Here is a 12,742-nt window from a genome sequence, read left to right on the forward strand (position 1 = left end):
AATTGATTAATAATAAAGAAGCAATATTGGTTGAAAATAATAATTTTACAATAATAAAATAAAGATACAATAGGAAAGGAGAGGGATTGTTTCAACAATCTCAAACAAATAATGACAGGAAATGAAATAAGAAAAAGTTTTGTAGATTTTTTTAAATCAAAAGAGCATAAGCATTTTGAAAGTGCGTCGCTTATACCAGACGATAAGAGCTTATTGCTGACTGTAGCAGGAATGGTACCGTTTAAACCGTTTTTCTTGGGAGAAAAGGAGGCACCATTTAAAAGAATCACTACTTATCAAAAATGTATTAGAACTAATGACTTGGAAAATGTAGGAAGAACGCCTAGACATCATACGTTTTTTGAAATGTTAGGAAATTTTTCGTTTGGAGATTATTTTAAAAAGGAAGCTATTGAATGGTCTTGGGAGTATATAACGAAAGTATTGAAACTGCAAGAGGACAGACTTTGGGTGTCTGTGTATAAAACAGATGACGAGGCTTATGAAATTTGGAACAAGGAAATTGGAGTGCCAGCAGAAAGAATTGTTAGGCTTGGAGAAGAAGATAACTGGTGGGCAGCAGGACCTGTAGGATCTTGCGGGCCTTGCAGTGAGATTTATTACGATACTCAGAATATGGGGGAAAATAATGAAGAAGCTGACAGAAAGCCAGGAGATGATGGAGATAGATTTCTAGAAATCTGGAATTTGGTATTTACTGAATGGAACAGGCTTGAAGACGGTTCACTTGTGCCACTTCCAGAAAAAAATATTGACACAGGGGCAGGACTTGAGAGAATTGCTTCGGTTGTACAAAACAAGGATAACAACTTTGATACTGATTTGTTTACAAATATTATAAAAGGTATAAAATCTGTACTTGAAATTCAAGGAAATGAAAATGAGGAAGCAATAAAAATTATTGCCGATCACGTTAGAGCCTCTGTATTTTTGATTGGAGATGGGGTATTGCCATCAAATGAAGGACGTGGATATATTTTAAGAAAAATTATAAGACGTGCTTTTGGAGCTGGAAGTTCCGCAAAACAGAAGGTTTTTGAAAAAGAAGATATATTTCTTTATAAATTAGTGCCTTATGTTCTTGAGACAATGAATGAAGCATACCCAGAATTAGCTGAAAAACAGGAATATATTGAAAAAGTTATAAGACTGGAAGAAGAAAGATTTGCAACAACTTTGAAAAATGGAACTGAAATGCTGGAAGAAGAAATTCAGAAATTAAAAGCAGAAAATCAGAAGGAATTGCCAGCTGAACTGACTTTCAAACTGTATGATACTTTTGGATTCCCGTTTGAACTTACAAAATTAATCTTGGAAAATCAAGGATTTGAAGCATCAGAAGAAGAATTTGAGAAAAAACTGGCAGAACAGGTGCAACGCTCAAAGGACAGCAGAACAACAATTTCTGATATGATAAAAGATGAATTTATAGATGAATTTTTTGAAAAGCACGGAAAAACTGAATTTACTGGATATTCACAAAATTTTGAGGAAAAAAGCACGCTTTTACATATTGCCAAAAGTGAAGGAATTTCAGGATATGAGATGATTTTTGATAAAACTCCGTTTTATGCTGAATCTGGAGGGCAAGTTGCTGATACAGGAATTATCACTTCTGGAGAATTTGAAGGAAAAGTTGTAAATGTGGTTAAAAAACACGATGTCTTTATTCATCAGGTTGAAATCACAAGAGGAATTGCTCCAGCGGTAGGCGTAGAAGTGAAAATGCAAATTGATGTAAACCGTAGAAAAGATATCCAGAGAAATCATACAGCTACACATATTTTACACAAAGTTTTAAGAGAAAATCTAGGAACACATGTAGAGCAGTCTGGATCGCTTGTGGATGATGAAAAATTAAGATTTGACTTTTCACATTACGAAGCAATCAGTCCAGAAATGATTGAAAAAATTGAAAAAGGTGTAAATGACATTATTTTATCAAATTTACAGGTAAAAATAAATTATGAAAATATTGAAGATGCAAAAGCAAGAGGAGCGATGGCACTTTTCTCCAATAAATATGGAGATATAGTCCGTGTTGTTGAAATTGACGGATATTCTATCGAGCTTTGTGGAGGAACACACGTTAAATCAACTGGAGAAATAGGATTATTCAATATTGAGTCTGAAAGCGGAATTGCTTCAGGAACACGTAGAATTACAGCCACAACTGGACATAAGAGCTTGAATTATGTAAATAGACTTGAAGAAAAAATAAAAGAAATATCTGATATTTTTAGAACAGATGAAAAAAATGTTGTTGATATTATCGAAAAATATATTGGAGATATGAAAGCTGCAGTAAAAGTACATGAGGAAATGCAAACAAAACTTGTAAAATATGAAATCAATGAAATGCTTGAAAATGTTGAAGCAGTAAATGGTGTGAAAGTGTTAAAATCTTCATTTGAAGATAAGAATGTTGATGAACTGAAAGAGATTGTAGACAGAGGAAAAGAAAAAATGCAGTCTGGAATCATCATTTTGGGAACAAATAACAATGGAAAGGCAGTTTTTGTAGTTGGAGTTACAAAAGACTTGATTTCAAAAGTGAAGGCTGGAGAAATAGTAAAAGTTGCAGCACAAGTCGCTGGCGGAAACGGTGGAGGACGTCCTGATTTTGCACAGGCTGGTGGAAAAGATGGAAGTGCTGTAAAAGAAGCTGTTGAAAAAGCATTTGAATTTGTAACTGAAAAATTATAATAAATTTACTTTTAGATATGCAGATTTAGATTTTTACTAAAGCAGATATTATTAAGTATATAAAATGGTAAATTGTTTAAGAAATGAGAAATAAAAAATGAAGAAATTTATTGGATTAGATGTAGGAGATGTCAGAATTGGAGTTGCAAAATGCGATCCTTTGGGAATTCTTGCAACTGCTCTCGAAGTAATTGACAGAACAAAGACAAATTCTGTTGAAAGAATAAAGGAAATACTAGATGATGAAGGCACAAAAAAAGTTGTTGTGGGAATGCCGAAGAGCCTTGATGGCACGAAAAAACGTCAGGTGGAAAAAGTAGAGGAATTTGTGGAAGAATTGAAAAAGAGTATTCCAAATATTCAGATTATCTTTGTGGATGAGCGTTACACAACAACAGAAGCTGAGCATTATCTAAAAAACTATTCCAAAAAAAATGGAAAAGAACGTAGAAAAGTAGTAGATATGGTTGCAGCGTCAATAATTTTGCAAAAATATCTCGACACATTGCCTTAAGAATAGATATTTAAATAAAAAAAGAAAGGATAAAAAAATGCAGAATAAAAAATCACATTATGTTTGGTTATTTTTGGTAATTTTTGTTCCAGCTCTTATTTTGTACTTTAATAAAGTAAAACTGGGACTTGATTTACGTGGTGGAACATCAGTTGTATTACAGGCACAGGGGAAAATTGAGCCTGATACAATGAGCAAAGTTAAAAATATTATTGAAAGAAGGGTAAATAGTATTGGAGTTGCTGAGCCTGTTATTCAGCTTAGTGGAAATGATAAATTGATAGTGGAGCTTGCGGGGATAAAAGATCCTCAAAAGGCTATTGAATTGATTGGTACGACAGCGAAACTTGAGTTTAGAATAAAAAATAAGGACGGTTCTTACGGGCCTGTTTTATTGGAAGGTTCTGCATTAAAGACAGCAGGAGTTTCTAGAGATCAGGTTGGGATGCCTTCTGTAAGTTTTGAATTAAATTCACAAGGAGCAAACACTTTTGCTAAGATTACAAGGGAGAATATAGGAAAACAGCTGGCAATAATGCTTGATAACAAGGAACAGTCAGCACCTACAATTAACAGTGAAATTAACGGAGGAAGCGGAATTATAACTGGAAGATTTTCAATCGAAGAAGCAAATAATCTTGCAAATCTGTTAAAATCAGGGGCATTGCCTGTGGAAATTAAAATTGTTGAAAATAGAACAGTTGGAGCAACACTTGGAGTAGATTCAATAAGACAGACTGGAATAGCTGGGTTAATTGCTCTAGGTGTAATTTCAGTATTTATGATTGCTATTTATAAAATACCTGGAATTGTTGCAGATATAGCACTTTTAATAAATGGAGTCCTAGTTTTAGGATTACTTAGCGGAATCGGTGCAGCGTTGACACTTCCTGGAATTGCAGGATTTATATTAACATTAGGAATGGCAGTTGATTCAAATGTAATTACTTATGAGAGAATAAAGGAAGAATTACGGCTTGGAGAATCGCTTCATGATGCAGTTGAAAGAGGTTATGAAAATGCCTTTCCTGCCATAATTGATGGAAATCTGACTACAATGCTTGTGGCGGCTGTGCTGTTTTTCCTAGGAACTGGGCCAATTAAAGGATTCGCAGTGACATTGGCACTTGGTGTAGTTGCTACTGTAATTACAGGAGTATTTGTTTCAAAAATATTTTTAAAATTATTCATAAAAACATTTAACATAAAAAGAGAACAGCTGTTCTGGAAAGGAGCTTTAAATGAAGATTAATTTAAAAGTTATACAACGTAGAAACCTTTTTTTAGGTATTTCAGCAATAATGGTTATAGTTTCATTGATTTCGCTGTTTGCAATAAAGCTAAATCTTGGTGTAGATTTTAAAGGTGGAGAGTTAATTCAGTTAAAATATGATAAGAAAATTGATCAAAATGCAGTGAATGAGACATTAAACAGTTTAATTGGCGAAATTCCTAAATTAAAGGCAAAAAGAGTTCAGTTTTCAGATACAGATAATACTGTTATCATAAAAACAGAGCAGCTTGATAATACGCAAAAAACAAAAATAATGTCAGAATTAAGCAAAAAAACTGGTAAATATCAAGTTGTAAAAAATGAAACTGTGGGAGCAGTAATCGGTAAGGAATTAACTGCAAATGCAATTCAGTCTTTAATAATAGGAAGTATCCTGATTATTATTTATGTTACTATAAGATTTGAGTTTGTTTATGCTCTGGCAGGAGTGATAGCACTTATTCACGATGTTATTATTGCCTTTGGAGTTATTGCGATACTTAAATATGAGATTGATACTCCATTTATAGCCGCAATTCTTACAATTTTAGGATACTCTATTAACGATACGATTGTCGTATTTGATAGAATTCGTGAAAATATTCAGAAAAATAGAAAAGGTAAAAATAAAACTGTGGAACCATTTGATCTTGTTATTGAAAAATCAATAAATCAAGTGTTCACAAGATCGATTTATACTTCATTGACAACTCTATTTTCAGTAATTGTACTTCTGATTTTAGGTGGAGATACATTAAAAACATTTAGTATGACTCTATTTGTAGGAATGCTTGTTGGAACTTATTCATCAGTATTTGTAGCAAGTCCTTTAGTTTACATAATGAAAAAAGGTAAAAATGAGCCTAAAGTTAAAGATGTTATAAAAAGTTCTGGTAAAACAGTAAATGGATATGATGAAAAAGATAAAGTGCTAGTATAATCAAAAATAAAATGATAAATTTAGAAGGTGAATTGAAAAATGCGATGCTGGGCAGAAATAAATATAAATAATTTGTATAGCAATATTGATGAAATTAAAAAAATTGTGACAAAAGACAAAATAATAGCAGTTATAAAAGCAGATGCTTATGGACATGGGATGCTTGAAATTTGTAATGCTCTTATAAAAAAAGGGATTAAGAATTTTGCAGTTGCAACAAGTGACGAAGCGCTTAAAATAAAAGAACTTCATGATGATATTATGGTGCTGATATTAGGACCTGTGGAAAATGAGTACATGGATTTGATTGCTGATAAAAATATTTATTTTATGGTAACAGATTTTGAGGAAATAGAATATTTGGAAAAAACTGGAAAAGAAAAAGGGAAAACTACAGATGTGTTTATAAAGATAGATACAGGAATGGGACGTGTAGGCTTTCAGGAAAGTGAGACTGAAAAACTGAATGAAATTCTTAAAAATTCCAGTCATATTAATCCAATAGGAATTTTCTCGCATTTTTCATCATCGGATAGTGACAAAGACTATACAAAATTGCAGGAAAGCAAATTTAAAGCAATGTGTGAAAAAATATCAAGTGGAATATCATCAATAAAATACAGACATCTGCACAACAGTTTTGGAACTTTGAAGTTTCAAGATAGCATAGAAGATTTTGTGAGAGTGGGAATTATACTTTATGGAGGGGTTACAGACAAAGAAACAGCTCCGTATAAATTTAAGCCAGTAATGTCTCTCTTTGCAAAAATCAGCTATATAAAGACATTAAAGGAAGATAGTTTTATAAGTTATGGAAATACTTATAAAGGAAAAGCTGGAAAGACTTATGCTACAGTTTCTATTGGATATGCTGATGGAGTAAGACGTGACTTGTCAAATAAAGGCTTTGTTTTTTATAAAGGATATAAATGTGAAATTGTAGGACGTGTCTGTATGGACCAGCTTATAATTTTACTTCCTGAAGAATTGAAAAATGAAGCTAAAAAAGGCGATGTTGTAGAATTTTTTGGTGAAAATATAAGTGTTGTAGAGGTTGCTGATTTATGTAATACTATTTCGTATGAGATTTTATGTGGAATAAGTCAGAGAGTGCCTAGAATTTATGTGGAAAAATAGAGGTAGGGAAAATGATGCTGGATATTGGCTTTATAGTTTTACTGATAATATTTATTTTTCTTGGATATAGAAGAGGATTCTCTTTGGAATTTTTCAATATGTTTAAATATATTTTTATTATTTTTATAACAAATTATATTTGTAAACTTTTTTTTAATTCAGAGAAAATTAAACCTCAAAATCAGTTAAAAATTTTTGTTATTATAGTTTTAGTCCAATGTATTGTCTATTCTATAGTTCTTATAGCTAATAGAAAATTTTTAAAAAGTATAAAAATAAAAAGATTTGATAAATTTTCTGGAATGATATTTGGAATAATGGAGTTATTCTTTGTTGCAGTTATTGTTTATATTACAGTAATTACAGGATCTATAGGAAGTAAAAGAATACGTGAAATAAGGGACAAAAGCCTTTCTGTTCAGTTTATGACAAAACATGCATTAAAATTTGCAGATTCTTTTCCAAAATTCATAAAAGATGATGTGGAAAGATATGTTGTTAGCCAGAGAGAGAAAGAAGTAATAGATGACGTTTTAAATAATTATAAAAATCCAAAACCAGATAAATTTGAAAAAACAAAAGATATTGAATAAACACCTTGGTACAGAAATAAAAAATGATTATAAGATAAAAAGAAAAATAAAAAAGGAAAATTGATAAAAATGAAAATAATTGACAGATATATTTACAATTCACTTCTTTTGCCGTCAATATTTGGAATTAGCATATTTACATTTATTATGATGTTAAATGTGATAATGGAAGTTATGGAACGTCTGTTTGCAAGTGATTTGCCATTTATATCTATAATAGACTATCTATTTTATGCTATACCGGGAGTTCTTGTACAGACAATACCTATGGGAGCATTTCTTGGGGTAATGCTTGTTTATGGAGGACTTTCAGAAACGAATGAAATTGTTGCAATGGAAGGTTCTGGAATAGGACTTTTTAGAATAATCCGACCAGCATTTATTTTTGGAATAATATTGACGTTGATTGGTTTAGGGCTTGAAATATATGTAAATCCTCGTGCCTTAAAAAATATAAATGCACAGACAAAACAAATTCTGGCTTCAAAACCAAGTTCATTGTCAGAGGAAAAAGTTTTTTTGACAAATGAGGAAAAAGGCTTCGGATTTTACATTGATGAAGTAAATAATGAAAAAGCAACAGCTAAGAATTTCCTGATTATAAATAAACGTGGAGATAATCCATATCCTATAGTATTTCTTGCAGAAAATGCAAAATTTGATCCAGGAATTATACGATTAAAGAAAGTAAAAGGATACGCTTTTGATAAAGACGGTAATAGCCAAGTTTCTGCTTTGTATCAGGAGCAGGAAATACCAATCACTACTTTTTTTAGGGAAAATAAGAAGGAAGTAAAAAAAAGCCGTAAAGAGATGGATATAAAAGAATTGAATGAATTTTATAAACAGAATATAAAAAATCCTGAAGAAAAGGAAACTGCACTAAAAGCACAGGTAGAAATTTACCAAAGACTTATAGGGCCATTTGCAAGTACATTTTTATGCTGGCTGGGAGTACTGCTTTCAGTAGGGCATAGACGAAGTGGAAGAGGAATAAGTTTTGGAATAAGTTTGATTGTTATATTTGGTTATATAGGAATGGCAAGTTATGCAAAGATTATGGTGCTAAAAAATAATGTACCTGCAAACATTGCAATGTGGGTTCCTAATTTTGTTTTATTTATAATGTGCATATATTTTTCAATAAAGAAATATAAAGGAAATTAGCGAAAGGAGGAGTATGAATAAATTAGATAAATATATAATTCTAAACTATGTAAAAAGTTTTATTTTAGGAATGATGATGTTTTTCTTAATATTTTTACTAGCTGAAAGTATTAGTCTTACGGGATGGATTATGGACGGAAAGCTTAAAGGACATGATGCCATAAGATACCTGAGATATGGAACACCTGAAATAATAACAAATACAGCTCCTCTTGGAGTTCTGCTTGGAAGTCTTCTGTGTATAAGCAAGATGGCAAAACAGCTGGAAATCGCAGCAATGAAAACAAGTGGAATCAGTTTCGCAAGAATAGCTTTATTTCCAATGATTTTTTCATTTCTTGTAAGTATGGGCGTATTTTGGTTAAATTACGATGCTTTAGGAAAATCAAACACTAAAAAAGAAAATTTAAAATCTTTAAAAATTGATAATAAGGAACCTGTCAAGGCGGAGAAAAAATTTATTTTTGTAAAAATTGATAAAAAAACAGTGCTTTTTAGTGAACACGCAAATAAAAATACTGGAACCATGGAGAATATTGAAATACTGAAATTTGAAAAAGGCTTTAAGGAAATAAGCAAAATATACACTTCTCCTTTTGGAAAAATTAACCCCAAAACAAATGAATGGACTTTCAAAGACTTAAAGGAATACGATGATAAAACTAATTTAATGAAACCTGCTGATACAAAAAAATTCAAATTTATTGCAAAAATGGAGGATGTACTGGCAAGCCCAGTCAAGGCAAAAAATTTGACAATGCCTGAATTACGTGAAAAGGTAGTTTATTTTACAAGAGTTGGAGCAGATTCCTTAAATTTAAGAATAGAATTTTATTATAGAATATCTTTTGCATTATCTTCATTCGTTATGTGTCTAATTGGACTTTCGCTAGGAAGTAGGTATGTAAGAGGGGGAGCAGCTCTAAATATAGGATTATCTGTAATAATTGGTTATGCCTATTACGGTGTCAGCACGATTTTACGTTCGATGGCAGTATCTGGAGCAGTTCCAATTTATGCAGCTTGTTTTATTCCGTTAATTATATTCTTAATAGTTGGAATAAAATTATTTAGGGATTCTGAATACTAATAAATATTTTTGATTTTTATAAAATAAAAAAAGAAGGGAATGGTATGATAGAGAAGATAAGGACAAATAGTGGAATAGAAGTTATTTTTGATAGGCTTGAAAGTATTTCTACCTGCTCAGTTGGAGTATTTGTAAAAACTGGCTCACGAGATGAAAGTGATACGGAGGAAGGAATCTCCCATGTACTGGAACATATGATTTTTAAAGGGACTCCTACTAGAAATTATTTTGAAATTTCTGAAGAAATTGACTATCTTGGAGCAAATGTGAATGCACATACGACAAAAGAAGAAACAGTTTTTTATATAAATGCCTTAACACAGTTTCTAGGAAAGTCTGTGGATATTTTGTTTGACATTGTTACAAATTCTACGATTGATGAAAAGGAACTGGAAAAAGAAAAAGATGTAATCGTGGAAGAAATTAAGATGTATAAGGATTCGCCAGATGATCTGGTATTTGAAATGAATTATGCAGACAGTATAAATGGGCAGTATGGAAAGCCTATTATTGGAACAGAAGCTAGTGTAAAAGGCTTTACTGCAGATGAAATCAGAAAATATTATAAGGAAAGATACACAAAAGACAATATTTTGGTTGTAGTTTCTGGAAATTTTGATAAAAACGAGATTATTCAGAAAATTGATCAATATTTTTCAAAATTAGGTGATAAAAAGATTGATAGACGTGATAAAATAGATTTTTCATTTAATGCTGGAAAAAAAATTGTCTCAAAAGATATAAATCAAGTTAATATCTGTATTTCTCATCAAAGTGAAGATTATAACAGTAAAAATAAAATATATACGGATATTTTAGCAAATATTATTGGTGGTTCAATGAGTTCTAGACTTTTTCAGGAAATCCGTGAGAAAAATGGACTTGCCTATTCTGTTTATACGTATAATCAATATTATTTATCAGGAGGCCTGACATCGACGTACATTGGAACGAATCTAGAAAATTATGAAAAGGCAATAGAAATAACGCTTTCAGAATTTAAAAAGTTACGTGAAAATGGAGTTACAGAAGATGAACTTCAGAAAGCAAAAAACAAATATATGAGCAGAATCGCCTTTGCAATGGAGAATCCACGTTCAAGAATGGGAATTATAGGAAATTATTATATTAGAAAAAATGAAATTTTAGATACTGAAAAAATGAAAAATGAAGTTAATGAGGTAAAAATTGAGGATGTAAATACTTTTGCAAAAACGAAATATTTAGCAGAAAATATAACGGTTTTGGGAAATATTAATAACTAACTAACTAACTAATTAATTAACAAAATTTTTAATAGTGTGCTTGAAATTTTTCAAGATTTAGTCAGTATTAGATTGAATAAATAGTTATAACTTTTAAATTTAGTTTTAAAATAACTTTATTACTAAAAATAAGAATTAGGAGAAAAAAATGTTTCAAAAACAAAGATTAACTGACCGAATAAAAAATAGTATTTTTCGGATGGATAAAATGATTTTATCAATCGTTTATGCTCTTACAACAATCAGCACTATATTTGTATATAGTGCAACAAGGGAAAATGGTATGGTTATTAGGAACATTCTGTGGATTGCAATAGGAACGATACTAGTGTTTGCTATAGCTTCGATTGATTATAAAATTCTAAAATTATATATTTGGCATATTTATGGAATAGGAGCAGTTTTGTTGCTGCTGGTTCGATTTGCAGGGAAAAAGACGCTTGGAGCACAACGGTGGATTGCACTGGGACCGTTTCAGCTACAGCCGTCAGAATTTGTAAAAGTAGGGATTATCTTGATTATAGCGTACTGGATTGTAACAAAATACAGAGAAGGAATTAATAACTTAAAGGATATTATTGGTTCTATTCTTCCAGCGCTACCGCTTATCTTATTAATCTTAATACAGCCTGATTTGGGAACAACACTGATAACAATTTCTTCATTTTTGTTTATGATTTTTTTATACGGTGCAGATATGAAGCCGATTTGGGTAATAGGAATTGTGGTTTTATTGTCAGTTTATCCAGTTTATAGATTTGTTTTGGACGATTATCAAAGAGACCGTGTGGAAACTTTTTTGCATCCTGAAAAAGATAGAAAAGGAAGCGGATGGCACGTAATTCAATCGAAAATTTCTGTTGGAGCAGGAGGAATAATGGGGAAAGGAGTTCTGCAAGGGAGCCAGAGCCGATTGGAATTTTTACCTGAAGCACAGACAGACTTTATTTTTTCAGTATTGTCTGAAGAATTAGGATTCGTAGGCTCTTCATTAGTCTTACTTTTATATTTTATGTTAATCTATGAGATTATGAGGATAGCCCGGATTATACAGGATGATTTTGGCCGCCTCATATTATATGGGTTAGCAGGAGTTATCTTTATGCATGTAATTGTAAATGTAGGAATGACAATTGGGCTTGTCCCAGTTACAGGAAAACCATTATTGTTTATGAGTTACGGTGGAAGTTCATTTCTAGCTTCATTTATAATGATAGGAATAATTGAAAGCATAAAAATTCATAATAATTAAGAAATGAGGAAAATCTTGGAGAAAAAGGAAGTTATTGTAAATTCTGAGATGGAAGGAATGCGGCTTGACAGATATTTAAGAAAAAATTTTAAGGAAGAGCCGCTTAGCAGAATTTTTGGAGCGATAAGGTCTGGAGATATTAAAATTAATGGAAAAAAATCAAAAGAGAATTATCGCCTTTTGCTAAATGATAAAATTATAATTAGAAATTTGTCTTCAGGAAATATTGGAAAAACAGGAAACAGTGTAAATATAGCCAAGGCGAAAAATTCAAAAATTTTAGAAAGTGATCTGGAAAAATATAAAAAAATGGTTATTTTTGAAAATGACGATTTTTTTATTGTGAATAAAAAGGAAAATATTCCGATGCATAAAGGAACAGGACATAAATATGGACTTTCTGAAGTTTTTAAGGAAATTTATAAAAGCGAAAATATTAATTTTGCGAATAGGCTCGATTTTGAAACATCTGGTCTTGTTATTGGCTGTAAAACCTTAAAGTTTCTTAGATATATTTCTCAAAAAATTAGAGAGAATGAAGTTCATAAAAAATATTTTGCGATTGTTCATAATAGAAAGATAACTGAACATCCTAAGTTTAAAGAAAAAAATCTTAATTTGAAAGATTTTAAAATTGAAAATTATTTGACAACAATGGAAAATAAAGTTATTGTCTCTGAAAAACCTATTTCAGGAGAGTCGAAAAAAAGTATCACTTATTTTAAGCATATAAATCTTGATAAATTAAAAAATTCAAAAAAAATATTTAATTTGAAAAATATAG

11 protein-coding genes are annotated in these 12,742 nt (G+C 31.0%); all 11 read left to right on the forward strand.

The window, feature by feature from the left end; genetic code table 11:
- The first annotated feature begins 111 nt into the window (after positions 1 to 111).
- Positions 112 to 2,727 (forward strand): alanine--tRNA ligase, encoded by a 2,616-nt coding sequence (alaS, locus tag Q0370_RS09025; protein WP_299574880.1) that lies wholly within the window; start codon positions 112 to 114, stop codon positions 2,725 to 2,727.
- Positions 2,728 to 2,824: 97 nt separating this feature from the next.
- Positions 2,825 to 3,241 (forward strand): Holliday junction resolvase RuvX, encoded by a 417-nt coding sequence (gene ruvX / locus Q0370_RS09030; RefSeq protein WP_299574882.1) that lies wholly within the window; start codon positions 2,825 to 2,827, stop codon positions 3,239 to 3,241.
- 37 nt (positions 3,242 to 3,278) lie between these two features.
- Positions 3,279 to 4,493 (forward strand): protein translocase subunit SecD, encoded by a 1,215-nt coding sequence (gene secD, locus Q0370_RS09035; RefSeq protein ID WP_299574884.1) that lies wholly within the window; start codon positions 3,279 to 3,281, stop codon positions 4,491 to 4,493.
- Positions 4,483 to 5,454, forward strand: a complete 972-nt coding sequence (secF, locus tag Q0370_RS09040) for a protein translocase subunit SecF (RefSeq protein WP_299574886.1) — start codon at positions 4,483 to 4,485, stop codon at positions 5,452 to 5,454. Before secD ends, secF begins: the two co-directional genes overlap by 11 nt.
- A gap of 39 nt (positions 5,455 to 5,493) precedes the next feature.
- Positions 5,494 to 6,591, forward strand: coding sequence for an alanine racemase (gene alr / locus Q0370_RS09045; protein ID WP_299574888.1), 1,098 nt, complete (start codon positions 5,494 to 5,496; stop codon positions 6,589 to 6,591).
- A gap of 14 nt (positions 6,592 to 6,605) precedes the next feature.
- Positions 6,606 to 7,184 (forward strand): CvpA family protein, encoded by a 579-nt coding sequence (locus Q0370_RS09050; RefSeq protein ID WP_299574903.1) that lies wholly within the window; start codon positions 6,606 to 6,608, stop codon positions 7,182 to 7,184.
- Positions 7,185 to 7,253: 69 nt separating this feature from the next.
- The gene (locus Q0370_RS09055) at positions 7,254 to 8,351 is read left to right on the forward strand and encodes an LptF/LptG family permease (RefSeq protein ID WP_299574890.1); all 1,098 of its coding nucleotides are present in this window, start codon (positions 7,254 to 7,256) and stop codon (positions 8,349 to 8,351) included.
- A 13-nt stretch (positions 8,352 to 8,364) separates the two neighbouring features.
- The gene (locus tag Q0370_RS09060) at positions 8,365 to 9,441 is read left to right on the forward strand and encodes an LptF/LptG family permease (protein WP_147005988.1); all 1,077 of its coding nucleotides are present in this window, start codon (positions 8,365 to 8,367) and stop codon (positions 9,439 to 9,441) included.
- Between the two features lie 44 nt (positions 9,442 to 9,485).
- Entirely contained in the window at positions 9,486 to 10,706 is a 1,221-nt protein-coding gene (locus Q0370_RS09065; RefSeq protein WP_299574894.1) for a pitrilysin family protein, read from the forward strand.
- 148 nt (positions 10,707 to 10,854) lie between these two features.
- Positions 10,855 to 11,958, forward strand: coding sequence for a rod shape-determining protein RodA (gene rodA, locus Q0370_RS09070; protein ID WP_299574897.1), 1,104 nt, complete (start codon positions 10,855 to 10,857; stop codon positions 11,956 to 11,958).
- Between the two features lie 3 nt (positions 11,959 to 11,961).
- On the forward strand, positions 11,962 to 12,742 hold a 781-nt coding region (locus tag Q0370_RS09075), incomplete at its 3' end, for a pseudouridine synthase (RefSeq protein ID WP_299574900.1).

Source organism: uncultured Leptotrichia sp. (assembly GCF_938036635.1).
Taxonomy (GTDB): domain Bacteria; phylum Fusobacteriota; class Fusobacteriia; order Fusobacteriales; family Leptotrichiaceae; genus Leptotrichia; species Leptotrichia hongkongensis.

Coding starts and splice junctions, on each gene's coding strand:
- Q0370_RS09065 (WP_299574894.1), top strand. CDS start 9,486: ATGATAGAGAAGATAAGGACAAATAGTGGAATAGAAGTTATTTTTGAT.
- ruvX (WP_299574882.1), top strand. CDS start 2,825: ATGAAGAAATTTATTGGATTAGATGTAGGAGATGTCAGAATTGGAGTT.
- alaS (WP_299574880.1), top strand. CDS start 112: ATGACAGGAAATGAAATAAGAAAAAGTTTTGTAGATTTTTTTAAATCA.
- Q0370_RS09050 (WP_299574903.1), top strand. CDS start 6,606: ATGCTGGATATTGGCTTTATAGTTTTACTGATAATATTTATTTTTCTT.
- secF (WP_299574886.1), top strand. CDS start 4,483: ATGAAGATTAATTTAAAAGTTATACAACGTAGAAACCTTTTTTTAGGT.
- Q0370_RS09055 (WP_299574890.1), top strand. CDS start 7,254: ATGAAAATAATTGACAGATATATTTACAATTCACTTCTTTTGCCGTCA.
- Q0370_RS09060 (WP_147005988.1), top strand. CDS start 8,365: ATGAATAAATTAGATAAATATATAATTCTAAACTATGTAAAAAGTTTT.
- alr (WP_299574888.1), top strand. CDS start 5,494: ATGCGATGCTGGGCAGAAATAAATATAAATAATTTGTATAGCAATATT.
- secD (WP_299574884.1), top strand. CDS start 3,279: ATGCAGAATAAAAAATCACATTATGTTTGGTTATTTTTGGTAATTTTT.
- rodA (WP_299574897.1), top strand. CDS start 10,855: ATGTTTCAAAAACAAAGATTAACTGACCGAATAAAAAATAGTATTTTT.